Genomic DNA, 22512 nt, shown 5'->3' on the forward strand with positions numbered 1-22512 from the left:
CCCGGCCGGGGCTCAGAGCATGCGCGGAATCTGCGACGAATGATGCTGCAGGATCGGCCTCGGGCGGGAAAGGTCGAGCAGGTAGCTGAAGCGCGCCTCGAAGCTGAGCAGTTCGCCGTCGACCGCGAAGCGCCAGCAGTAGATGCCGGTCATGGCGTGGATGCTCTCGGTGATGCGCTGCACGTCGAGCGTCTTCTCGTGCAGCGCGATGCTCAGTTCTTCCCGGCCGCACAGCCGGGTGAAATAGTCGCGGATGGTTTCCGGCCGCCCGAGCAGGCGGTTGGAGAAGGTCGGGATGACCACGGCGCACTCGTCGTAAAGCGCCAGCAGGCCCACGAGATCGCCGGAATTCACGGCGTCCATCCAGTCCTTCAGAAGCTGTCGAGGTTCTTTCATGGGAAGCGGTCTTTCTGAAATGGCGGTCCCGGTCCGCGCCGGGCCCGCGCGATGGACAGCGGCGGCCGGCGATAATTCAACCGGAGCCCCGCGGCGCGTCCTCTTGAACCGCGGGCGGCGCGCGCGGACAATCGGAATTTTCGGAATGTGACGAGGCGAAACGCGATGACCGGTGGAGGATGGAGCTGCCCGCACGAACTGGACGGCCATTGCAGCAAGGTCAGGAACCTGCCCTGCGATCCGGGCATGAAGGGCTGCGAGCTGTATGGGCGCTACGTGTTCTTCGATGCCGGCAAGAACACGCGGCTGGAACAGAAGAAGGCGCGCGAGGCGCGTGCGGGCGAAACGCGGCCGGCCTCGCGGACCGATGACTGAGCGCCGCGCGCCGCGACCGGCGAATCGTTCAAGGAAGGAAACATATGCGACTCGATGACCAGGACGAAAGCGGCAACGTCGAAGACCGGCGCGGCGAGGGATACGGCGGCGGCGGCCGGGGCGGCTTCGGCATCGGGCGCGGCGGCATCGGCATCGGCACCATCGCCGTGGCCTTCGCCGCCAGCTATTTCCTCGGCATCGACCCGATGCTCGTGCTCGGCATGCTTTCCGGCGGCGACGTCGCGCCGACGCAGACCCAGGCGCCCGCGCGCAAGCCGCCGGCCGATGACGAGATGGCCCGCTTCGTCGGCAAGGTGCTCGGCAGCACCGAGGAAACCTGGAGCCAGATCTTCAGCGAGAACAACGCCCGCTACCGCGATCCCAAGCTGGTGCTCTTCTCCGGTGCCACGCCCACCGCGTGCGGCACCGGCCAGTCGGCGATGGGGCCGTTCTACTGCCCGGCCGACCAGAAGGTGTACATCGACCTTTCCTTCTACCGCGACCTCAAGGAACGCTTCCACGCGCCCGGCGAATTCGCCCAGGCCTACGTGATCGCCCACGAGGTCGGCCACCACGTGCAGAACCTGCTCGGCATCTCGGACAAGGTGCGCCAGGCGCAGCAGGGCGCCGGCCAGGCCCGCGCCAACGCCCTGTCGGTGCGCCTGGAACTGCAGGCCGACTGCTTCGCCGGCGTGTGGGGCCACCGCGCCGACGCGGCCAAGGGCATCATCGAACCGGGCGAGATCGAACAGGCGCTGACCGCCGCCTCCGCCATCGGCGACGACCGCCTGCAGCAGCAGACGCAGGGCCGCATCGTGCCGGAGTCGTTCACCCACGGCACCTCCGAACAGCGCATGCGCTGGTTCAAGCGCGGACTGGACTCGGGCGACCTGCGCCAGTGCGACACCTTCAAGGCCGCCTCGCTTTGATCGGCAGCCGCCGGCGGTGGCGGCGCATCGCCGCCGTGCCGGTTCTCCTCCTGCTTTCCGCCCTCTCAGCCTGGGCGCTGCCGCTGGCCGCGAACGTTCCCGGCGGCGTCGCGCTGCTGCCGCTCGGCACGGTCCTCGAAAGCCCCGACCCGCCGCAAGCGTGGCTGGATCAACGGCCGGTCTGGGTCGCTCGGGAAAACGGCCGCTGGATCGCCGTCGTCGGCATCCCGCTCGATGCCTCGCCGGGAACGCTCGCGCTGAAAGTCAGCATCAGCGGAGAGACGCGCGAACTGCCATTCGAAGTCCGCGACAAACGCTACGCCGAACAGCGCATCCGGCTCAAAAACGACCGTCAGGTCATTCTGTCGCCCGACGACGAACGGCGGGCGCTGGCCGAGATCGAGCGTATCCAGGCGCTCAAGAAATACTGGCGGCCGGGCAGCGGCCCGCAGGCCGACTTCATCCTCCCGGCCGACGGCCGCCTCGCCAGCCGCTTCGGCCTGCGCCGCTTCTTCAACGGCGAACCGCGCGCGCCGCACAGCGGCCTCGACATCGCCGTCCCGCGCGGCACGCCGGTCAAGGCCGCGGCGGACGGCCGCGTACTCGCCGTCGACGACTACTTCTTCAACGGCAAGACGGTCTTCGTCGACCACGGCAACGGGCTGCTCAGCATGTACTGCCACCTCGACCGCATCGACGTGGCGGCCGGCGAGGCCGTCGCGCAGGGCCAGCCGCTCGGCCGCTCCGGCATGACCGGCCGCGCCAGCGGCCCGCACCTGCACTGGAGCGTCGTGCTCAATGGCGCGATGGTCGATCCGGAACTGTTCGTGCCGCGGCGTTGATCCGCGCGGGCCGGTGCGCGGCGGAGGCGGTCAGGCGTCGGGCGTCACCAGCACGCCCGCCGAGACGATGAATGCGGCCGCGCTCTCGATGTCGGTCTTGATGGCCTTCTTCGCGGCCGCGCCGTCGCGGCGGCCCAGGGCGTCCACCAGCAGCGAATGGCTGTCGATCGCGGCCCGGTTGTTCAGCCGTCCGACGCCGACGCGCAGGTCGTAATTGAGGATCGGGCCGATGCGCAGCCACAGCGCCTCGATCAGCTGCAGCAGCATCGGCATTTCCGCGGCCTGATAGACGGCGAAGTGCAGTTCCTTGTTCAGGTTGATCAGGCGCGAGCCGTCCGGCTGGTTGCGCGTCATCTCCTTCGTGAAGTCGGCGTCGATCTTGGCGATCCGGCGCGTCGCCTCCTCGGTGATCAGCTGCGCCGCCGTTTCGGTCGCCAGCCCTTCGAGGTTGATCCGGATGCGGGTGATCTCGCGGAACTGGCTGACCGTCATCGACGGCACGCGGATCGTCCGGCTCGGCCCCACTTCCAGGGCCTGCTCGGCGACCAGGCGCTGCATGGCCTCGCGCACCGGCATCACGCTGACGCCGAAGGCCTCGGCCGTGGCGCGCAGCGAGATCGGCTCGCCGGGCATCACCCGGCCGCTGATCAGCAGGTCCTTGAGCTGCTGGTAAACGTCGGTGCTCAGGGTCTGGCGCCGCAAGGGCTTCATCAAGTCGGAAATGGGCATGGGGAAAGGCGCGAACTATCCAAATATCTGTGATCACTATACCAGACTTCGGAATCAGCCCGTCAGGAAGCGCATCGGCACCAGCACGAGATCCGGGAAAACGATGAGCAGCGCCATCACCACCAGTTGCGCGAGCATGAACGGCCAGACGCCGACGATCACGCGATCCATCTTGACCTGGGTGACGCCGCAGACGACGTTGAGCGTCGTCCCGACCGGCGGCGTGACCAGCCCGATCGCGTTGTTGATGACGAAGACGACGCCGAAGTAGATCGGATCGATGCCGGCCGAGACCATCACCGGCACGAGCACCGGCGTCAGGATCAGGATGGTCGGGGTCATGTCCATCGCCGTGCCGATCGCCACGACCAGGAGGTTCACGATGACCATCAGCAGGATCTTGTTGCCCATGAACGGGCGCAGCATCTCGACCACCTGCTGCGGAATGTCGGCGATGGTGATCAGCCAGGCGGAAACCAGCGCGGAGGCCACCAGGAACATCACGATCGCCGCCGTCTGGCCGGCCTGCGCGAGGACGCCGTAGATCTGCGCGACCTTGAGATCCCTGTAGACGAACATGGAAACGAAAAGCGCGTAGGCGGCGCAGACGACACCCGCCTCCATCGGCGTGAAGACGCCGAACTTGAGCCCGAACACCAGGATGCCGGGCATGACCAGCGCCCAGGCGCCGTCGCGCAAAGCCCGGAGGACTTCGGCGGCGGAGGCTTTCGGCGGCATCTCCAGTTCCATGTCCCGGGCCATCCACCACCATGCGACGGTGATGCCGAGGGCGATCAGCAGGCCGGGGACGATGGCGGCCATGAACAGCTTGGTGATCGACAGGCTCGCGGTGACGCCGAACAGGATCAGATTGGCCGACGGCGGCACCATCGGCCCGATGATGCTGCCCGAGGCGATCAGGCCGGCCGACTTGGCCGGGTCGTAGCCGGACTTGATCATCATCGGGAACAGCAGCGCCGACATGGCCGCCGCGTCCGCCGCCGCCGAGCCCGACAGCGAGGCCAGGATGCACGAGGCGACGATGGCCACGTAGCCCAGGCCGCCGCGGATGTGGCCGACCAGCGCCATGGCCACGCCGATGATGCGCCGGGACATGCCGCCGGCGTTCATGATGGTCCCGGCGAGCATGAAGAACGGGATGGCCATCAACTGGAAGCTGTCGGCGCCGTGGATCAGGTTCTGCGCGACGACCTGCGTCTCGAACATATCCATGTGCAGCATCAGCGCGACGCCGCAGACGATCAGCGCGAAGGCGATGGGCATGCCGAGCGCCATGGCGCCGCAGAGGGAGAAGAGAAAGATGGCGACGGTCATGGCCTCAGTCCTGGTGGGGCTTGCCGCCTGCCGCAAGCCGGGTGGTTTCGCGTTCCATGGCGTGCCGCAGCCCGGCGATGGCGTGCTCGTCGAGCTCCTCCTCCGACTCCTTGACGCTGATCAGCTCGGCGTCCCGCAGCCGGCCGGCCAGCGCCAGGTACAGGTTCCTGAGCAGGAGCGCGGCGGCGGGCAGGCTGAAGAACACGCCGGCGCCGTAGAAGAACAGCCCGATCGAGAGGCTGGAGGCGGACGCCTGGGCATGGAGGTTGATGGCCGCCTGCTCCCAGCTGCCGATGCCGAACAGCGCCACGCAGAAGAGCATCAGCAGGTGGCTCAATATGTAGCAGAAGCGCTTCCCCGCCGCCGGCAGCCGGGACACGACCGTGTCCATGCCGAGGTGGGTGTTTTCGCGCATGGCGATGATGGCACCGGTGTAGGTGAGCCAGACGAAGGCCCAGCGCGAGAGTTCTTCCGACACCGCGATGCCGGAATTGAACCCGTAGCGCAGGATGACGTTGCCGAGGATCAGGACGACCATGGTGCTGATCATGAAGACCACCAGGAACTTCAGTGCCCGGAAATAGGCGTCGATGAGCGGGTTCATGCGGGCGCCCCTGCTACAGCACCATGCCGCCGCTGACGTTGATCACCTCGCCGGTGACGTAGGCCGCCTCGTCGGAGGCCAGGAAGGCGACGACGTTGCCGATGTCCTCGGCGGACCCGGCGCGGCCGGCGGCGATCTTGCCGACCATGATGTCCCACACCTTGGGTGGCACGCCGCGCGTCATGTCGGTGTCGATGAAGCCCGGACAGACGGCGTTGCAGGTGACGCCCTTCCTGGCCAGTTCGCGCGCCGCCGTCTTGGTCAGCCCGACGACGCCGGCCTTGGCGGCGGCGTAGTTGGCCTGCCCGAAGTTGCCGAGCCAGCTCATCGAGGCGATGTTGACGATGCGGCCGTACTCCTTCTCGCGCATGAGCCGGGCCGCCAGCCGCGTGCAGTAGAAGGTGCCGGTCAGGTTGACGGCGATGACCTGCTCCCAGTCCTCGTCGCTCATCTTGTAGAGCTGCCCGTCGCGGTTGATGCCGGCGTTGTTGACCAGGATGTCGACACCGCCGAAGGCCGCGACCGCCGCGGCGAACAGCGCCTCGACTTCGTCCCGGCGGGCGACGTTCGCCCTGGCCGGCACGGCGGCGCCTCCGGCCGCCGCGATCTCCGCCGCCACCGCCGCCGCGTTCTCCTCCACGAGGTCGGCCACCACGACCCGCGCCCCTTCGGCCGCCAGCTTCAGCGCGATGCCCTTGCCAAGTCCGCGCCCGGCGCCGGTGACGATGGCTGCCTTGTCCTTCAGTCTCATGCCTGATCTCCTTGTGCGAATGTTTTTCGATGGTTGGCGAACAATCTCTCGCGCAGGCCGAAACGGCCCTCGCGGTAAATCGCCGGATCGATGGTCTTCAGCGCGGGCGAGATGGCCGGCCGGAATTCCATCTGCGACAGGACGTCGCGTTCGAGGTCGACGCCGGGCGCGATCTCGATGAGCACCGGCCCCTCGGGGCGCAGTTCGAAGACCGCGCGCTCGGTGACGAAGTGCACCTTCTGCCCCTTGCGGCGGGCGATCTCGCCGTTGAACGAGACCTGCGCCACCCGGGCGACCAGCTTGCGCTCCGAGCCTTCCCTGACGATCGTCAGGCGGTCGCCGGAGAAATCGACTTCCAGCCCGCGCGCGGTGAACGTCGAGCAGAAGATCACGTGGCCGGCGTTCTGGGTGATGTCGATGAAGCCGCCGCAGCCGGTGCAGCGGTCGCCGAACTTGGTGGCGTTGACGTTGCCCGCGGCGTCCATCTCGCCGGCGCCCATGAAGGTGAAGGGCACGCCCATGCCGTTGTAGAAGTCCATCTGCACCGGGTGTTCGAGCAGCGCCAGCGTGTTGCGGGCGATGCCGAAGTCGACGCCGCCCTCGGGAATACCGCCGTAAAGCCCGGATTCGACGGTGAGCAGGATGTCGTCGGCCAGCCCCTCCTCGGCGGCGATCGCGCCGATCACGTCGTTCGGGATGCCGGTGCCGAGATTGATCGCCGCGCCCGGCAGCAGCTCCATCATCGCCCGCCGGCCGATCGCCTTGCGCACGGACAGCGGCAGCGGCCTGACCGCCGCCTCCGGGATCACCAGATCGCCGCACAGCGACGGGTCGAAGAAGAAGCTGCTCGACTGGCGATGATCGTTCTCCGGGTCGTCGCAGACGACGACGGCGTCGACGAAGTAGCCGGGCACCACCACGTCCTTGGGATGCAGCGTGCCCGTGCGCGCCAGCCGCTTGACCTGCACCAGCACCTTGCCGCCGAAGCGCTTGGCGGCCAGCACGGCGCCGATCGCTTCGAGCTTCATCGCCTCCTCCTCGCAGGTGACGTTGCCCATCTCGTCGGCGGTGGTGCCGCGCACGATGACCACGTCCAGCGGGATCGCCTTGTAGAACAGGTAGTCCTCGCCGCCGTAGCGCATCACCTCGACGAGATCCGGCAGCGGCCGGGTGCGCGCGTTCATCTTGCCGCCTTCCACGCGTGGGTCGATGTAGGTGCCCAGCCCGACCTTGCTCATCTTGCCGGGCAGGCCGCAGGCCATGGAGCGGTAAAGCTGGGCGAGCTGTCCCTGCGGCAGGTTGTAGGCCTCCACCTTGTCGCCGGTGATCAGTTCCATCCATTTCGGCGCGAGCCCCCAATGGCCGCCGATGACCCGCCGCGTCATGCCCTCGTGCGCGAAATGCTGGTTGCCCCGCACGCGGTCGCTTTGCCCCGAGGCGTGCACCAGGGTGAGATCGCGCGGCGAGCCGCCGTCGAGGAAGCGCCGCTCGATCGCCGTGAGGATGCTCTCCGCCGCGCCGACCAGGGTCATGCCGACGGTCGCCACCGTCGCACCGTCGCCGATCATGGCCGCCGCCGCGTCGGCCGAAACCACGTTCGCCTTCAACATGGCCGGGCTCATGCCTGCAGGTTTTCGAAGACGGTGGCGATGCCCTGCCCGCCGCCGATGCACATGGCGATCACCCCGTAGCGCGCCCTGCGCCGTGCGAGCTCGTGCATCAGGCGGACGGCGAGGATGGCGCCGCTCGCGCCCACCGGGTGGCCGAGCGCAATGGCACCGCCGTTGACGTTGACCTTCCCGGCCGGGATGTCGAGGTCGCGCACCACGGCCACCGCCTGCGCGGCGAAGGCCTCGTTGATCTCGAAGAGGTCGATATCGGCGAGCGACAGGCCGGCCTTCTCCACCGCCTTGCGCGTTGCCGGCGCCGGCGCGAAGCCCATGATGTCCGGGTCGTTGCCGACCACCGCCTGGCTGACCACGCGCAGGCGCGGCGTGGCGCCGAGCGCTTCGGCGCGGCGCCGGCTCATGACCACCACGGCGGCGGCGCCGTCGTTGATGCCCGAGGAATTGGCCGCCGTCACCGTGCCGCCGTCCTTGAACGCCGGCTTCATGCGCGCGAGGTTGTCCAGGGTGATGCCGAAGCGCGGATGCTCGTCCTGGGCGAAGGTCTTCGTTTCCTTGCCCTGGCGGATTTCCAGCGGCAGGATTTCATCGACGAAGCGCCCGGCCTTGATCGCCGCTTCCGCCTTCTGCTGGCTGGCCAGCGCGAATTCGTCCTGGTCCTGGCGCGAGACGCCGAAGCGGCTGGCCACGTTCTCGGCGGTGACGCCGTTCGGATAGCCGCCCAGCGGCCAGGTGAGGATCGACAGCAGGCCGTCCTCCAGCGTCTCGTGTCCGAACTTGTTGCCGAAGCGGTGCCTGCGGATGTAGTGCGGCAGCATGCTCATGTTCTCGGTGCCGCAGGCCACCACGACCTCCGCCTCGCCGGCCCGGATCGCCTGCGCCGCCGAGTTGATCGCCTGCAGGCCGGAGCCGCACTGGCGGTTCACCGAATAGGCCGTGGTCTCCTGCGGCAAGCCGGCCTTGAGCATGCACACGCGGGCGATGAAGCCGCTCTCGGCGACCTGCCCGACGTTGCCGACGATGACCTCGTCGACCCGGTCCGGCGCGATGCCGGCGCGGCGCACCGCTGCCGCGATCACCGCGCCGCCGAGATCGTGCTGGTGGAACTCCCTCAGGCTGCCGCCCATCGCGCCGACGGCCGTGCGCACGCCGCCGACGATCACCACTTCGTTTGCATTCATTTTCAGTCGTCTCCGTATGTTTCCACTCGATGGACATGCCGCGTCGGGCACGTCCTGTTTTGATTATTTATCTTTGATCTGTGATCACATAAGGCAATTTAGTGACCGCCCTTCCGTTTGTCAACATCCCGGCATCTTTTCCCTCGCATTTTTTTGGCACGTCAGTTCCCGCCCCTGCTCCGGCGAGGAGGAACGAGCGACGGGAACGGATTTTTTGCAGCCTGCGCAGCGGACCGGGGAATCAGGCCGGCCGGAGGACGGCCGCCTGGACCGGCCGGTGCGACAGGGACTGCCCCAACCTCAGGCGCCGCGACGAAGCGTACCGCGGCGGAAGAAAACGTTGACACCGTACTTTCCGGGCTATACATTCATTTCGCGTACTACTGAGATCACAGATCATAGATTTAATATCATAGATCGATCCGGCATGACGCGAAAACGCATCTGCAAGCACTGAGGGTCGTTCCGCCAGTCAAGAAAACAACCGGACTCCGCCGCCGCACGCACCGCCCTACCGGGGGACGGCCGCTTGATGGCCGATCGAACGTTTCGTAGGCAAAGACTTAGGATAGGAGATACCAAATGAAGATGAAGCGTTGCAGTCCCGCGAGAATCCTGATGGCCGCCGGCGTGCTGGCCGCATTTCTTGCTCCGCCCGGAAGCGCGGGCGCCGCCGAAATCCGCGAGCACAACTTCCGCTTCGCATCGGCCCAGACCAGCGAGCATCCCTTCACCATCGCCGCGCAGCGCTTCGGCGAGATCATCGCCCAGAAGAGCGGCGGCAAGATGAAGCCGAAGCTGTACGCCGGCGCCACGCTCGGCGGCGATGCGCAGGTCATCTCGTCGCTGCAGGGCGGCACGGTGGATGGCACCTTCGTCACCGCCGGGCTGATTTCGCCGATGGACAAGAACTTCGGCATTTTCTACCTGCCGATGATCTTCCCGACGCCCGAAGAGGCCGACAGGGTGGTCGACGGGCCTTTCGGCAGGAAACTGCTCGACCGCCTCGGCAACCAGGGGCTGGTTGGCCTGGCCTTCTGGGAGCATGGCTACCGGGACGTCAGCAACACCAAGCGGCCGATCGTCAAGCTCGAAGACTTCCAGGGCCTGAAGCTGCGGACCATCCAGATTCCGATCATCGTCAACATCTACAAGGCCCTGGGCGCCAACCCCGTCCCGCTGGCGTGGACGGAAGTCTATACGGCGCTCGAGGTCAAGGCCGTCGACGGCCAGGAGACCGCCATCCCCAGCTTCCACACGGCGCGCCTGAACGAAGTGCAGAAGTATCTTTCGTTGACCAACGTGGTCTACGATCCGCTGATCGTCCTGTTCAGCAAGAAGACCTGGGACCGCCTGAACGCCGACGAGCAGAAGATCCTGGCCGACGCGGCCCGCGAAGCGACGCTGTTCGAACGCAGGATCAACCGCGAGATGATCGATTCCGTCGTCAAGTCGCCGAGAAGCGGCCTCGCCGTCAATGACGTCTCGCCGGCGGAAAAGAAGCGGATGCGCGAACGCCTGCAACCGGTGATCGATACCTATTCCAAGGACTTCGATCCGCAGCTGCTCGGCGAATTCTGGTCCGAACTCGCCAAGGCGCAAAAATGAATCCGGCCCGTCCTCGCACGGAGGACGGGCCGGCAGGAAACCGACGGCGACCGCGCCGGCGTTATTCCGCGCCGCCGCCCAGCGCAGCGTACAGCTGAATCTGGGCGGCGAGCTTGGCGAGGCGCAGCGTCACCAGCGATTGTTGCGCGGCGAAGTGCGAGCGCTGCGCGTCCAGCACGGTCAGGAAACTGTCGATCCCGCTGTTGTAGCGCCGCTCCGCCAGGCGATAGGTGTCGCCGACGGTGGCGGTCAGGGATTCCTGCGCCGCCAGCTGTTCGTCGATGGTGCCGCGCACGGCCAGCGCGTCGGCCACTTCGCGGAACGCCGTCTGCACCGCCTTCTCGTATTGCGTCAGCGCGATCTCGCGGTCCGTCTTGCTGACGCGCAGCGCAGCCCAGAGGCGTGTGTCGAAAATCGGCAGCGAGAACTGCGGCGCGAACAGCCAGGTTCCCGACTGGCCCTCGAACAGGCGCGACAGCTCGCCGCTCGCGGTGCCCACCGAGCCGGTCAGGGTGATGCGCGGGAACAGCGCGGCCCGCGCCGCGCCGATCGAGGCATAGGCGCCCTTGAGGCGATGTTCGGCGGCAATGACGTCGGGGCGCAGCAGCAGCACCTCGGACGACACGCCGGCGGCCACGTCCTTCAGCATGCCGGCGGCGACCAGGTTGGGCGGCAGCAACGCCTCGGGCACCGGCGCTCCGGCAAGCAGAACGAGCGCGTTCAGATCCTGCGCGGCCAGCTGCGTGTAGCGCGCCACGTCGGCGCGCGCCGTGTCCACCGGGATGCGCGCCTGTTTCAGATCCAGCTCGGACACCGTGCCGACGTCGAAGCGCCGCTTGACCAGGCCGTAGGCGGCCTGCTGGCTCTCCAGCGTGGAACGGGCCAGCGCCAGGTTTTCCCGGTCGGCGGCAAGCGCGAAATAGGTCCGCGCCACCTGGCTGACCAGGGCGACCTGCGTGCTGCGCCGCCCTTCGTCGGTCGCCAGGTATTCCTCCAGCGCCTGGTCCGAAAGGCTGCGGATGCGGCCGAAGAAATCGAGTTCCCACGCGGCGAAGCCGAGATCGGCGCTGTACTGCGTCACCGTGCGCGGCTGTCCCGGCTCGATGAGGTCCGCCGACCGGCGCTGCCGCGTCTTGCCGCCTTCCGCCGTGAACGACGGGAAGAGATCGCCGCGCTGGATGCCGTACAGCCCCTGCGCGCGCTCGACGTTGAGCGCGGCGAGGCGCAGGTCGCGGTTGTTGTCGAGCGCCTGCTGGATGATCTTCTGCAACGCGGCGTCGGCAAAGAACTCGTGCCACTTCAGATCGGCGGCGCGGGGCGCATCCTGGGCGTCCTGGACGTAGGCGGCGCCGGCGGGCCATTGCGCGGCCACCGGAGACCCGGGCCGCTGGTACTCGGGCGCCAGCGTGCAGCCGCCGAGCACCAGCACGGTACCGAGCAGCGTCGAAAAAGAGACTTTATTCATGAGCATTTCCTTCCACCATGGCGGTGTCTTTCCGGTTGCCGTTGCGCAGGCTGATGGCCTTGTAGATCATCACGTAGAACAGCGGCGCGAAGAAAATCACCAGCACCGTCGAGGTCACCATGCCGCCGAGCACCGCCGTGCCGATCGCCGTCTGGGCGCCGGCGCCGGCGCCCCTGGCCAGCGCCAGCGGCAGCACGCCGAAGCCGAAGGCCAGCGAGGTCATCACGATCGGCCGCAGGCGCAGCTTGGCGGCTTCGAGCGTCGCCTCGATCAGGCCGACGCCGGCCTCGACCTGCGCCTTGGCGAACTGGACGATCAGGATCGCATTCTTCGTCGTCAGGCCGAGCGTCGTCAACATGCCGATCTGGAAGTATACGTCGTTCGGCATCGAACGCAGGCTGGAGGCGATCACGCCGCCGATCACGCCGAGCGGCAGCGTGAGCAGGATGGCGATGGGGATCGGCCAGCTTTCATAGAGAGCGGCCAGGCACAGGAAGATGACAAAGAACGAGAAGGCGTACAGGATCGGCGCCTGAGAGCTGGCCATGCGCTCCTGGTAGGACAGCCCCGTCCACTCGAAGCCGATGCCCTGCGGCAGCTTGGCCGCCATTTCCTCCATGGCCTGCATGGCGTCGCCGGTGCTGTAGCCCGGCGCCGGTTCACCCCAGATGTTGACCGACGGGAAGGCGTTGTACCGTTCCAGCTTCGGCGCCCCCTGCACCCACTTCGAGGAAGCGAAGGCGGTGAACGGCACCATCTTGCCCTGGGTGTTGCGCACCTGGAGTTTTTCCAGGTCCGTGGGCAGCATCCGGTACGGCGCGTCGGCCTGCAGGTAGACTTTTTTCACCCGGCCGGCCTGGATGAAGTTGTTGACGTAGGTGCCGCCGAACGACGCCGCGATGGTGTCGTGGATGGTGCCGATCGGCACGCCCAGCGCGCCGGCCTTGTCCCAGTCGATGTCGACGTGATACTCGGCGGTGTCCTCCATGCCGTTCGGCCGCACCCGCACCAGCCGGCGATCCTGCGCCGCCATGCCGAGCAGCTGGTTGCGCGCGGCGATCAGCTGCTGGTGCCCGACGCCGCCGCGATCCTGCAGCTGGAAGTCGAAACCGCTGGCGTTGCCCAGTTCGACCACCGCCGGCGGCGGGAAGGCGAAGACCATCGCTTCCTTGATCTGGGAGAACGCCCCCATGGCCCGGCCGGCGACGGCCTTGGCCTTGAGCTCCGGCGAGTTCCGTTCCTTCCAGTCGCGCAGCTTGACGAAGCCCAGCCCCATGTTCTGGCCCTGGCCCGAGAAACTCATGCCCGAGACGCCCATGACCGACTCGACCGCGTCCTTCTCCTTTTCCAGATCCGCGCGGGCCTTTTCCACGACGTCGAGCGTCTGTTCGAGCGAAGACCCGGAGGGCAGGATGGTCTGCATCATCAGGATGCCCTGGTCCTCGTCCGGCAGGTAGGCGGTCGACATGCGCGCGAACAGGAAGCCCAGCCCGGCCACGATCAGCACGTACACGACGACCGAGCGCAGCCGGCGGGCGAGCACCGCGCCCACCACCTTGACGTACCACTCCCTGAAGCCGAAGAACATGCGGTCGAACCACATGAAGAACGGGCGCAGGAACCAGATCGCCGCTTCCGCCGGCTCGTGCCCCTTGGGCACCGGCTTGAGCAGCGAGGCGCAGAGCACGGGCGTGAGGATCAGGGCGACGACCACGGAAAGCAGCATCGCCGCGGCGATGGTGATCGAGAACTGCCGGTAAATGACCCCGGTGGAGCCGCCGAAGAAGGCCATCGGCATGAACACCGCGGCCAGCACCACGCCGATGCCGATCAGCGCCGGGGTGATCTGTTCCATCGAGCGCGCCGTCGCGTCCCACGGCTCCGCGCCCTCCTCGGTCATGATCCGCTCGACGTTTTCCACGACCACGATGGCGTCGTCCACCAGCAGCCCGATCGCCAGCACCATGGCGAACATGGTCAGCATGTTGATCGAGAAGCCGAACAGCGCGAGCACGGCGAAGGTGCCGAGCAGCACCACCGGCACGGCGATGGTCGGGATCAGCGTGGCGCGGATGTTGCCCATGAACAGCCACATGATCAGGAAGACCAGCACCACCGCCTCGACCAGCGTCTTGACCACTTCGTTGATCGCCACCTTGGTGAACGGCGTGGTGTCGTACGGGTAGATGACCTTCATGCCCGGCGGGAAGAACTCCGCCATTTCGTTGAGCTTGTTCTTGACGTTGTCCGCCGTCTGCAGCGCGTTGGCGCCCGCCGCCTGGCGGATGGCCAGCGCGGCCGACGGCTTGCCGTTGTAGTTGGCGATGACGTCGTAGCGCTCGGTGCCGAGCTCGGTGCGGCCGATGTCCTTGATACGCACCACCGAACCGTCGGCGCTGGTGCGCAGCGGGATGGCGGCGAACTGTTCGGGCGTCTGCAGCAAGTGCTGGATGACGATCGCCGCGTTCATGCGCTGCCCGGGCACGGCCGGCGCGCCGCCGAGCTGTCCGGCCGAGGCCTCGACGTTGTAGCTGCGCAGCGAGGCGATCACGTCGTCCACGGTGAGCTTGTACTTGGTCAGCTTGTCCGGATCGACCCACACGCGCATGGCGTATTGCGACCCGAAAATTTCGACTTCGCCGACGCCGGAGACGCGCGACAGGATCTTTTCCAGGCTCGACTGCGCGTAGTCGCGCAGGTCGTCGCCGTTCATGCTGCCGTCCTCGGAAATGAGGCCGACGACCATCAGGTAGTTGCGGGTCGACTTGCTGACCTTGACGCCCTGCTGCTGGACCACGTCGGGCAGGCTGGCCATGGCCAGCTGCAGCTTGTTCTGCACCTTCGACCAGGCGATGTCCGGGTCGGTGCCCGGCGCGAAGGTCAGTTCGATGCGCGCCGCGCCGGAGGACGAACTGCTGCCCGACAGGTAGATCATGTCGTCCAGGCCGGTCATCTTCTGCTCGATGATCTGCGTCACCGTGTTTTCCACGGTCTCCGCCGAGGCGCCCGGATAGAACGCATCGACCGCGATGGAGGGCGGCGCGATCGGGGGATATTGGGAAATCGACAGGCTATGGATCGCCAGCATGCCGACCACCATCATGGCGATGGCGATGACCCAGGCGAACACCGGCCGCTGCAGGAAGTATTTCGATAGCATCGCGGACTCCTTACTTCGTCGCCGGAGCCGGAGCCGGAGCCGGTGCGGCCGCCGCCGGAGCCGCCGCGCCGGCGGGGGCGAACGGCACCGGCTTGACCGTGACCGGCGTCCCCGGACGCAGCATCTGCAGCGACTGGACGCCCTCGACGATGACCCGGTCGCCCGATTTCACGCCGCTGGTGACCAGCCACTGGTCGCCGACTTCGCGTTCCAGGGTCAGCAGGCGCATCTCGACCTTGTCCTCGGCGTTGGCGACGAACGCGTAGGGCTCGCCCTTGGCGTTGCGCAGCACGCTCTGCTGCGGTATGCAGATGGCCTGCTCGTTAGTGCCTTCCCTGATCTCCGCGCGGACGAACATCTCGGGCAGAAGAATGCCCTTGGAATTCGGGAAGACCATGCGCAGCACCACCGAACCCGTGCTCGGCTCCACCGAGACGTCGCGGAACTGCAGCGTGCCTTCCGGCCCATACGGCGTGCCGTCCTCCAGGATCAGCTTGACCTTGTTCAGATCCGCCCCGTTGGCCTGCAGATGGCCGGACTCGAAACGCCGCCGCAGGCGCAGCAAATCGCTGGTCGATTGCGTCACGTCGACGTAGATCGGATCGAGCTGCTGGATGGTCGCCAGCGCCGTCGCCTGGAACGCCGTGACCAGCGCGCCGTCGGTCACGCTGGACTTGCCGATGCGCCCGGAGATCGGCGCCGTCACCTTGGTGTAGCCGAGATTGATGCGCGCCGTCTCGACCTGCGCCTTCCAGGAGGCGATTTCCGCATCGACCTGCTTCAAGGCGGCGTCGGCATCGTCATGATCCTGCTGGCTGACGGCCCGGTCGGCCAGCAGATCCTTGACGCGCTCGGCCCGCGCCCGGATCGAATGCCGGCTGGCCTCGGCCCGCGCCAACCCCGCCAGGGCGGTGTCCAGGGCCGCCTGGAAAGGCGCCGGATCGATCTGGTAAAGCACCTGCCCGGCCTTGACCTCGGCCCCCTCGGTGAACAGGCGGCGCTGGATCAGCCCATTGACCTGCGGACGGATCTCCGCGATGCGCAGCGGCGCCGTGCGGCCCGGCAACTGCGTCGACAGCGTCAGCTTCTGCGGTTCGACGGTCACCACCGAGACCGCTGGCATGGCGCCGGCGCCCGCCGGCGCCGGCCCGCCCCGCCCGCAGGCAGTCAGCAGCAGCGCGAAGACGAGGGCGGCAACGGGAGCACGATACTTGTCAAGCATGGGCGTTTCCTTTGCAGGTGACGGACGGGGCATCGCCGTCACATCGACTGCGCGATGCACGGCAACGGACGCCTCAATCTCATTAAAAAGGGGGATCGGATACGGAAACCGAAAGAAACATTGTACATAAATTTTGACATACATTCTTGTATGTATGAAATATGTTGTAAAATGTTTCTTGTTGGATGGCGAGGCGATTGAAAGTGCAAGTGCAGGCGCACTCGCCGGAAACACCAGGGAGGAAGGAGGTCGCATGGTCAGGAAAACCAAGGAAGAGGCGCTCGCCACGCGCAGCGCGATTCTGGATGCGGCCGAGATCGTTTTCCAGGAACGCGGCGTCAGCCGGACGTCGCTGGCCGAGATCGCGGCCGCGGCGGGCGTCACCCGCGGCGCCGTCTACTGGCATTTCACCAACAAGGTCGACCTGTTCGACGCCATGGTCCAGCGGATTTTCGGCCTGATGGAAGCCAAGCTGGAGGAACTGCAGGCCACGCGCCACTACGACGATCCCGCCGAACTGCTGCGCGAGCTGGCGCTGCATTTCCTCGACCGCGTGGCCAACGATCCGCGCTACTTCCGGATCATCGAGATTTCCTGGCACAAATGCGAATACGTCGGCGAACTGGTGGAAATCCGCGACAAGCATTTCGAGCGCGGAAACTGCTTCCTCGACATCAGCGAAACGGCCTTCCGGGCCTCCCGGGAACTCGGCTGCCTGTCGCCGCGGGTGGACCCGCGCACCGCCGCCATCGGACTGATGGCCGTGGTGGATGGACTGGTGGCCAACTGGACGCTCGACCGATCGTCGTTTCCGCTGGTCGACACCGGCACCGAGATCATCGACGGCTATTTTTCCGGACTGCGCGCCCGGCGCCCGGACGGCGCCGCCGATCGGAACGGTTAACGGTCTTCCACGCGCAGCTGCGCGATCCACGGTTCGAGCCGCCGGCCGAACGCCACGCCGGCGGTGAACTTCCACGGCGTCGGCGATTCGCTCAGCAGCGGCCGCAAGGCGTACGGCACATTGATCCCGGCGATGTCGACCGCACTCACGTAGCCGCGCAGCGGGCCGTCGCCGCGCTCGCCGCTCCACGACGGCCGGACCTGCCCGCGCACGATGGCGTACCGCGCCCGGTCCGGATATCCGGCACGCAGTTCGGCAAGATCGCGTCCCGCGTCGACCACGAACAGGCGGCTGTTCTCCTTTTCCTCGCGGGCAAGCCGGTCCGCCGCGTTCTTCAGGCGGGCCTTTTTCTCGTTGCCGTCCGGCATTGCCGCCAGCGCCGCTTCTTCCTCGGCCAGCTGCCGCCGCGCCCCTTCAAGCGAGCGCTGGTACGCCTCGCCGTCCAGTTCCAGGACGAGCAGCACGCCGCGGGCCAGCGTGCGGTCGTTCCGGCGAAAAGCGCCGGACGCCTTCGACACGTCGAAGCCGAGGCGCTCCATTTTCGCCTTGTCCAGCCAATCGGGCGCACCGCCGCCGGAGAATTCTGACCCTCTCCAGCGGCCGTCGACGCGTTCACCCGGCACCGCGACCCGCCAGTTCAAGGCCAGGGCCAGGCCGCTGTTCTCGCGGTCCGCGCCCCGCCAGGGCGGGCGCAGCTCGCGCTGCGACAGCGCCAGCCGGCTCTCCGCCTCGCCCGTGCGATTCCACCACGCGCCGCCGAGTGCGACGACATTGGTCAGCACGATGGTCAGCAGCGCGGCCAGCTGCAACGGAACGCCGGGCTTCACGGCACCCTCTCCGCGTGCGTACCGCCGCGCAGCCGTTTCATCACCAGCAGGACGAGCACCGCCGTCAGGCCGAGGATCAGGAAGAACAGGTATTTGGGTAGCAGCTCCCACCACCAGTCGTAGAACTTGGTGTAGAGAAAGACCACGAAGAAAACGACGCCCGTATTGGCCGTCTCCGCCCATTGCCGGTTCAGGCCGAGCCAGATGACCAGGGCGCTGAAGACGAAGCCGGCGAGCTGATAGCCGTGTTCGACGGTGGACGCCGGCCAGTCCAGATAACTGGCGCGCCCCCAGTGCGAAAGCACCAGCACCGGCAGGAAAAAGGCGAGCAGCCCCATCAGCCGGTAGACCGCCGGGAATTGCTCGCGGCGCTCGTGCCGGAAGCACTGCGGCAGGACGAACAGGGCCAGCGCGGCGGGGATGAAATTCTCCGGCCGTTCGCCGAAATGAATCCAGTACACGCCGCTCCACGTCCCGACCCGCGCCGCCAGGAAGGCGATCAGGCAGGCGAGGCCGGCCACCAGCAGCAGGCGCAGGTCGCACAGGTAGGCCAGCAGCAGGCCGTAGACCGCCCAGGGCAGCAGGGCGTGGTCGGACGGCGTGACGTTGAAGATCTGGCCGATCATGGCCACGTTGAGCACGAAACAGGCGAAGGCCACCATGGCCGCGAGCTTGGTGAAGTAGCCGACGGCGTCGCGCGCACGGAGGAACAGGGTCGCGGCGAAGGTCGCCAGCGACGCAGCGGCCAGGATGCCGGCCTGCGCCTCTTCGGGGAAAAGTCCCCAGAACTGGCGGAACAGGAAGAACACGCTGGCGGCCAGCGCCAGCGCGCCGAGCAGCGAGGCGATGCGCATGCCCCAGGACAGCTGGCGCGAGCGCACATCGACGTCGATGTCGAACGATTGCGCGAGGCGCGCCAGCAAGCCCTCGTGATGCGCGGCCAGCGCCTGCCGCTGCGCTGCGTTCAGGGACAGCGCGCCCTCCTCGGCCAGCTGCTCCAGCTCCTTTCGGAACGCCCGGATCTGGTCGGCGCGCCGCTGCGCCGCTTCCCGTGTCGTCAGGCTCATGGGGCCGTCAGAACGTCTCGTTTTCCCGCAGGTAGCGCCATTGCCCGAGCGGCAGGTCGCCCAGGCGGACCGCGCCGATGCGCACGCGCTTGAGGCCGACCACGCGCAGCCCGACCAGCTCGCACATGCGGCGGATCTGGCGCTTGCGCCCTTCGTTGAGGATGAAGCGCAGCTGGTCGTCGTTCAGCCATTCGACCCGGGCCGGCCGGAGCGGCTTGCCGTCCAGCGCCAGCCCGTGGTTGAGCAGCGCCAGCCCGCCATCGACGAGCCGGCCTTCCACGCGCACTAGGTATTCCTTCTCGACCTTCGAGTTTTCGCCGATCAGCTGCCTCGCCACGCGCCCGTCCTGCGTCAGCACCAGCAGGCCGGTCGAATCGACGTCCAGCCGGCCGGCCGGCGCCAGCCCCTTGAGATGCGAGGCATGGAAGAGCGGCGTATCGGCGGAGCGCTGCTGGTTTTCCGGCCGGACGAGCACGATCGCAGGCTGGCATCCCGGCTCCGGCTGGCCGGAGACGTAGCCGACCGGCTTGTGCAGGAGGATCGTCATCTGGCGCTGCTGGACGGCGCGGGCCTGCGCGTCGAGGGAAATCTTCGCCGACGGATCGACGCGCGTGCCGAGTTCGGCGACCCGCTCGCCGTCGACGTAAACCCAGCCGCGCACGATGAACTCGTCCGCCTCGCGCCGGGAGCACAAACCGCGCTCGGCCATCAGCTTGGAGACGCGCACGCCGGCGGGATGATTCTCCGGTTCCGGCCGGGATTCGCCGCGCACGCCAGGCGACGTATCGGCGACCTTCGCCGCTGCCTTGGGCCTGGGCGCGGGCGGCGGTTTCGGGCGAGCCGGCGCCACCGCGGGCGGTTGCCCGCCGGGGCGCTCGCCGCGTCTGGCCGGGGATTTTTTCCGCCAGTCGATCTTGGCCGTACTCGCCGGCTCCGCGGCTTCCGCCTCGGCCGGCACGCGCCGCGCGGTGTTTCCAGTGCCGCGCACCGGCTTGCGGCGCGGGTTGACCGGACGCTGCTCGCCGTCCGCGCGCACCGGCAGACCGAGGGTCTTGCGTCGCGACTCGGGCATCAGAGGATGTCGAGCAGCTCGATCTCGAACACCAGCGTCGCATTCGGCGGGATGACGCCGCCGGCGCCGCGCGCGCCGTAGCCCAGGTGCGGCGGAATGGTCAGCTTGCGCACGCCGCCGACGCGCATGCCCTGCACGCCTTCGTCCCAGCCGGCGATGACGGTGCGCTGGCCGAGCGCGAACTCGAACGGCTCGTCGCGATCCCTGCTCGAATCGAACTTGGCGCCATCGGTCAGCCACCCCGTGTAGTGCACGCTGACGAACTGGCCCGAGGCGGCGGCGTCGCCGTTGCCGACCCGCACTTCCTCGATCTGCAATCCGGATTCCGTGGTCGTTGTGGACATGGTTCAGGCCTCCTTGCGCTACGACGAAGCGCGAAGTGTAGACCAGCACGGCATCCCCGGCCAGCGCAATTTGCCCGGCCGCGTCGGAAAATCCCCGCCTTTCGGCTAAACTTGGCGCTTGTTCCTGCCCAGGGAGACGGCATGGATATCAGATCGATAATTACGCCGGAGATCAGGGATTTTCACGCGCTGGACGAATTCGCCGAATCGCTCTACGACGCCGCGCCCGGCATCGAGCGCGACATTTCCTGCCTGCGGCAGGCGTCCGGCGACCGCCAGACCATCGGCAATCTCTTTCGCGCCCTGCATAACATCAAGGGCGACGCCGGGCTGTGCCGGATCGAACTGGCGGTCGCCGTCGCGCATCCGATCGAAACCCTGCTCGCCCGCCTGCGCAACGGCGAGATCGCCTTCAGCGACACGCTCGCCGAAGCGATCCTGCTGGCCGTCGATCGGCTCGAACTCGCCGTGGAGAGCCTGCGCGCCCGCCGGCCGCTGGAAAATCTCCGCCTTCTTGCCCTGGTGCAGGGGCTGGAAAGCCTGGCGGCCGCGTCCGCCGGCGACGTACACGCGGTTGCTGGGCAGTTGATCGAGACCGTGACGGATTTCCGCCCCGCCGCGGAGCCGGCGAACTTCGGGCGCGGCCCGGCGTCGAGCTCGATCGAACGTTCGCCGACTCAGATCGGCGACGACCTGCTGTTTTTCCGTTCGCTCGCCGACCAGCTCGAAAGCCGCTCGCCGCTGTTCAAGGGCCGCACCCTGCGGCTTCTCCGCCTCGCCGCCGAGACCAACCAGATCCGGGGCAAGATCGTCGATCCGATACAGCTGGAAGCGGCCATCTACATGCACGACGTCGGCATGATGTTCCTGCCCGAAAGCGTCTGGCTCAAGGTCGAGCACATGACCCCCGAGGAGCGGACGCTGCTGCGCAACCACCCCGGCCATGCCGCCGGCCTGCTGTCGCGCATGGCCGGCTGGGGAGCCGCCGCCGAGATGGTGGCGCAGCATCACGAAATGCCCGACGGCCGGGGCTACCCGGAAGGCATCGCCGCACCGGCGATCTGCGACGGCGCCAAGATACTGGCCATCGTCGACGCCTTCGAGTCGGTCATGCTCAAGCACGCCAGCCGCGGCAGGAATCGCTCGGTGCTGCGTGCCGTCGCCGAGATCAACGCATGCGACAACCAGTTCGCCCCCGAGTGGATCGAGCCGTTCAACCAGGTCATCCACCGCACCATCAACCCATGAGCGCCGCAGCCGCCAGCGGAGAAGAACCGGATTTCGAGCGGCGCTTCGGCGGCGTCGGCCGCCTTTATGGCGCCGGCGCGCTGCAGCGCTTCCAGGCGGCCCGCGTCGCGGTGGTCGGCATCGGCGGCGTCGGCTCCTGGGCCGCCGAGGCGCTGGCGCGCTCGGCGATCGGCCGCATCGCGCTGATCGATCTGGACATCGTCGCCGAATCGAACGTCAACCGCCAGATCCACGCGCTCGACGGCGCCTTCGGCAAGGCCAAGACGGACGCCATGGCCGAACGCATCCGCGCCATCAACGCGGCGTGCCGCGTCGAAACGATCGAAGACTTCGTCACGCCGGAAAACGTGGCCGCCCTGATCGGCCGCGATTTCGATTACGTCGTCGACGCCATCGATCAGGTGCGCACCAAGGCGGCCCTGATCGCCTGGTGCGCCCGCCACGGCCTGCCGCTGGCCACCGCCGGCGGAGCGGGCGGACAAACCGACCCGACCCGGATCGGCATCGCCGACCTCTCGCGTACCGTGCAGGACCCGCTCCTGGCGAAAGTGCGGTCCCTGTTGCGCAAGGAATACGGCTTCACGCGCGATCCCAAGAAAAAATTCGGGATTCCGGCCGTGTTCTCGACCGAGCCTGTCCGCCATCCGGAACGGGGAGACGCCTGCGCGGTGCAGCCGGGCCCGGCCGGGCTCAATTGCGCGGGCTATGGATCGTCGGTCTGCGTCACCGCGTCGTTCGGATTCTTCGCGGCCGGCGCCGCGCTGAATTATATCGCCCAGGTTGGAACAGCCGTTGGGCGATGAACCGGCGACCGCCGTGTTGCACGGC

21 protein-coding genes are annotated in these 22512 nt (G+C 67.5%); 7 read left to right on the forward strand and 14 right to left on the reverse strand.

From position 1 onward, the window contains the following. Positions 1–12 precede the first annotated feature (12 nt). Positions 13–396, reverse strand: coding sequence for a nuclear transport factor 2 family protein (locus QM701_RS07665; RefSeq protein ID WP_415166495.1), 384 nt, complete (start codon positions 394–396; stop codon positions 13–15). A gap of 165 nt (positions 397–561) precedes the next feature. On the opposite strand from QM701_RS07665, the gene QM701_RS07670 reads away from it, so the two are divergent. From QM701_RS07670 to QM701_RS07680, 3 genes are read left to right on the forward strand one after another with little or no spacing between them, the layout of a single operon-like run. Further along, the gene (locus QM701_RS07670; protein WP_415166496.1) at positions 562–771 is read left to right on the forward strand and encodes a hypothetical protein; all 210 of its coding nucleotides are present in this window, start codon (positions 562–564) and stop codon (positions 769–771) included. Between the two features lie 44 nt (positions 772–815). Next, positions 816–1700, forward strand: coding sequence for a neutral zinc metallopeptidase (locus QM701_RS07675; RefSeq protein WP_415166497.1), 885 nt, complete (start codon positions 816–818; stop codon positions 1698–1700). 35 nt (positions 1701–1735) lie between these two features. Beyond that, positions 1736–2542 carry a peptidoglycan DD-metalloendopeptidase family protein gene (locus QM701_RS07680; protein WP_415166498.1) on the forward strand — a complete coding sequence of 269 codons (807 nt, stop codon included), beginning with the start codon at positions 1736–1738 and terminating at the stop codon, positions 2540–2542. 30 nt (positions 2543–2572) lie between these two features. Here the strand turns inward: QM701_RS07680 and QM701_RS07685 are convergent, their stop codons facing one another. The 6 genes from QM701_RS07685 to QM701_RS07710 are packed head-to-tail and all read right to left on the reverse strand — an operon-like array spanning position 2573 to position 8767. Next, positions 2573–3271 carry a GntR family transcriptional regulator gene (locus QM701_RS07685; protein WP_415166499.1) on the reverse strand — a complete coding sequence of 233 codons (699 nt, stop codon included), beginning with the start codon at positions 3269–3271 and terminating at the stop codon, positions 2573–2575. Between the two features lie 54 nt (positions 3272–3325). Then, entirely contained in the window at positions 3326–4606 is a 1281-nt protein-coding gene (locus QM701_RS07690) for a TRAP transporter large permease (RefSeq protein ID WP_415166500.1), read from the reverse strand. 4 nt (positions 4607–4610) lie between these two features. Further along, positions 4611–5210 carry a TRAP transporter small permease gene (locus QM701_RS07695; protein WP_415166501.1) on the reverse strand — a complete coding sequence of 200 codons (600 nt, stop codon included), beginning with the start codon at positions 5208–5210 and terminating at the stop codon, positions 4611–4613. A 13-nt stretch (positions 5211–5223) separates the two neighbouring features. Beyond that, positions 5224–5961, reverse strand: coding sequence for a 3-oxoacyl-ACP reductase FabG (gene fabG / locus QM701_RS07700; RefSeq protein ID WP_415166502.1), 738 nt, complete (start codon positions 5959–5961; stop codon positions 5224–5226). Further along, positions 5958–7571: an acyl CoA:acetate/3-ketoacid CoA transferase gene (locus QM701_RS07705; protein ID WP_415166503.1), complete on the reverse strand. Its 1614-nt coding sequence runs from the start codon at positions 7569–7571 to the stop codon at positions 5958–5960. Before QM701_RS07705 ends, fabG begins: the two co-directional genes overlap by 4 nt. Positions 7572–7579: 8 nt before the next feature. Continuing rightward, on the reverse strand, positions 7580–8767 hold the full coding sequence (locus tag QM701_RS07710) for a thiolase family protein (RefSeq protein ID WP_415166504.1): 1188 nt from the start codon (positions 8765–8767) through the stop codon (positions 7580–7582). Between the two features lie 582 nt (positions 8768–9349). Between QM701_RS07710 and QM701_RS07715 the strand changes: the two genes are divergently transcribed. Then, the gene (locus QM701_RS07715; RefSeq protein ID WP_415166505.1) at positions 9350–10375 is read left to right on the forward strand and encodes a DctP family TRAP transporter solute-binding subunit; all 1026 of its coding nucleotides are present in this window, start codon (positions 9350–9352) and stop codon (positions 10373–10375) included. A 61-nt stretch (positions 10376–10436) separates the two neighbouring features. Here QM701_RS07715 and QM701_RS07720 read toward each other — a convergent pair whose 3' ends face one another. Genes QM701_RS07720 through QM701_RS07730 form a run of 3 tightly spaced genes read right to left on the reverse strand, consistent with a single transcriptional unit; the run spans position 10437 to position 16222 of the window. After that, positions 10437–11840, reverse strand: a complete 1404-nt coding sequence (locus QM701_RS07720; protein WP_415166506.1) for an efflux transporter outer membrane subunit — start codon at positions 11838–11840, stop codon at positions 10437–10439. Beyond that, positions 11833–15000 (reverse strand): efflux RND transporter permease subunit, encoded by a 3168-nt coding sequence (locus QM701_RS07725; protein ID WP_415166507.1) that lies wholly within the window; start codon positions 14998–15000, stop codon positions 11833–11835. Before QM701_RS07725 ends, QM701_RS07720 begins: the two co-directional genes overlap by 8 nt. Before the next feature lie 10 nt (positions 15001–15010). Continuing rightward, on the reverse strand, positions 15011–16222 hold the full coding sequence (locus tag QM701_RS07730; protein ID WP_415166508.1) for an efflux RND transporter periplasmic adaptor subunit: 1212 nt from the start codon (positions 16220–16222) through the stop codon (positions 15011–15013). Between the two features lie 253 nt (positions 16223–16475). Here QM701_RS07730 and QM701_RS07735 point away from each other — a divergent pair, with 253 nt between their 5' ends. Next, positions 16476–17126, forward strand: a complete 651-nt coding sequence (locus QM701_RS07735) for a TetR family transcriptional regulator (protein WP_415166509.1) — start codon at positions 16476–16478, stop codon at positions 17124–17126. On the opposite strand, the gene QM701_RS07740 is transcribed toward QM701_RS07735, so the two are convergent. From QM701_RS07740 to QM701_RS07755, 4 genes are read right to left on the reverse strand one after another with little or no spacing between them, the layout of a single operon-like run. Next, entirely contained in the window at positions 17123–17953 is an 831-nt protein-coding gene (locus QM701_RS07740; protein WP_415166510.1) for a DUF4824 family protein, read from the reverse strand. The genes QM701_RS07735 and QM701_RS07740 overlap by 4 nt on opposite strands. After that, on the reverse strand, positions 17950–19020 hold the full coding sequence (locus tag QM701_RS07745) for a DUF2157 domain-containing protein (RefSeq protein WP_415166511.1): 1071 nt from the start codon (positions 19018–19020) through the stop codon (positions 17950–17952). The genes QM701_RS07740 and QM701_RS07745 overlap by 4 nt, the downstream gene beginning before the upstream one ends. Positions 19021–19027: 7 nt before the next feature. Beyond that, positions 19028–20092: a pseudouridine synthase gene (locus QM701_RS07750; protein WP_415166512.1), complete on the reverse strand. Its 1065-nt coding sequence runs from the start codon at positions 20090–20092 to the stop codon at positions 19028–19030. Next, positions 20092–20436, reverse strand: coding sequence for an FKBP-type peptidyl-prolyl cis-trans isomerase (locus tag QM701_RS07755; protein WP_415166513.1), 345 nt, complete (start codon positions 20434–20436; stop codon positions 20092–20094). The genes QM701_RS07750 and QM701_RS07755 overlap by 1 nt, the downstream gene beginning before the upstream one ends. A 141-nt stretch (positions 20437–20577) precedes the next feature. Between QM701_RS07755 and QM701_RS07760 the strand changes: the two genes are divergently transcribed. Further along, positions 20578–21684, forward strand: coding sequence for an HD-GYP domain-containing protein (locus QM701_RS07760; protein WP_415166514.1), 1107 nt, complete (start codon positions 20578–20580; stop codon positions 21682–21684). After that, positions 21681–22487 carry a tRNA cyclic N6-threonylcarbamoyladenosine(37) synthase TcdA gene (tcdA, locus tag QM701_RS07765; RefSeq protein ID WP_415166515.1) on the forward strand — a complete coding sequence of 269 codons (807 nt, stop codon included), beginning with the start codon at positions 21681–21683 and terminating at the stop codon, positions 22485–22487. The genes QM701_RS07760 and tcdA overlap by 4 nt, the downstream gene beginning before the upstream one ends. Positions 22488–22512: the final 25 nt, after the last annotated feature.

It is taken from the genome of Propionivibrio sp. (assembly GCF_047602565.1).
Lineage (GTDB): Bacteria > Pseudomonadota > Gammaproteobacteria > Burkholderiales > Rhodocyclaceae > Propionivibrio.

Coding starts and splice junctions, on each gene's coding strand:
- QM701_RS07665 (WP_415166495.1), bottom strand. CDS start 396: ATGAAAGAACCTCGACAGCTTCTGAAGGACTGGATGGACGCCGTGAAT.
- QM701_RS07670 (WP_415166496.1), top strand. CDS start 562: ATGACCGGTGGAGGATGGAGCTGCCCGCACGAACTGGACGGCCATTGC.
- QM701_RS07675 (WP_415166497.1), top strand. CDS start 816: ATGCGACTCGATGACCAGGACGAAAGCGGCAACGTCGAAGACCGGCGC.
- QM701_RS07685 (WP_415166499.1), bottom strand. CDS start 3,271: ATGCCCATTTCCGACTTGATGAAGCCCTTGCGGCGCCAGACCCTGAGC.
- QM701_RS07690 (WP_415166500.1), bottom strand. CDS start 4,606: ATGACCGTCGCCATCTTTCTCTTCTCCCTCTGCGGCGCCATGGCGCTC.
- QM701_RS07695 (WP_415166501.1), bottom strand. CDS start 5,210: ATGAACCCGCTCATCGACGCCTATTTCCGGGCACTGAAGTTCCTGGTG.
- fabG (WP_415166502.1), bottom strand. CDS start 5,961: ATGAGACTGAAGGACAAGGCAGCCATCGTCACCGGCGCCGGGCGCGGA.
- QM701_RS07705 (WP_415166503.1), bottom strand. CDS start 7,571: ATGTTGAAGGCGAACGTGGTTTCGGCCGACGCGGCGGCGGCCATGATC.
- QM701_RS07710 (WP_415166504.1), bottom strand. CDS start 8,767: ATGAATGCAAACGAAGTGGTGATCGTCGGCGGCGTGCGCACGGCCGTC.
- QM701_RS07715 (WP_415166505.1), top strand. CDS start 9,350: ATGAAGATGAAGCGTTGCAGTCCCGCGAGAATCCTGATGGCCGCCGGC.
- QM701_RS07720 (WP_415166506.1), bottom strand. CDS start 11,840: ATGAATAAAGTCTCTTTTTCGACGCTGCTCGGTACCGTGCTGGTGCTC.
- QM701_RS07725 (WP_415166507.1), bottom strand. CDS start 15,000: ATGCTATCGAAATACTTCCTGCAGCGGCCGGTGTTCGCCTGGGTCATC.
- QM701_RS07730 (WP_415166508.1), bottom strand. CDS start 16,222: ATGCTTGACAAGTATCGTGCTCCCGTTGCCGCCCTCGTCTTCGCGCTG.
- QM701_RS07735 (WP_415166509.1), top strand. CDS start 16,476: ATGGTCAGGAAAACCAAGGAAGAGGCGCTCGCCACGCGCAGCGCGATT.
- QM701_RS07745 (WP_415166511.1), bottom strand. CDS start 19,020: ATGAGCCTGACGACACGGGAAGCGGCGCAGCGGCGCGCCGACCAGATC.
- QM701_RS07750 (WP_415166512.1), bottom strand. CDS start 20,092: ATGCCCGAGTCGCGACGCAAGACCCTCGGTCTGCCGGTGCGCGCGGAC.
- QM701_RS07755 (WP_415166513.1), bottom strand. CDS start 20,436: ATGTCCACAACGACCACGGAATCCGGATTGCAGATCGAGGAAGTGCGG.
- QM701_RS07760 (WP_415166514.1), top strand. CDS start 20,578: ATGGATATCAGATCGATAATTACGCCGGAGATCAGGGATTTTCACGCG.
- tcdA (WP_415166515.1), top strand. CDS start 21,681: ATGAGCGCCGCAGCCGCCAGCGGAGAAGAACCGGATTTCGAGCGGCGC.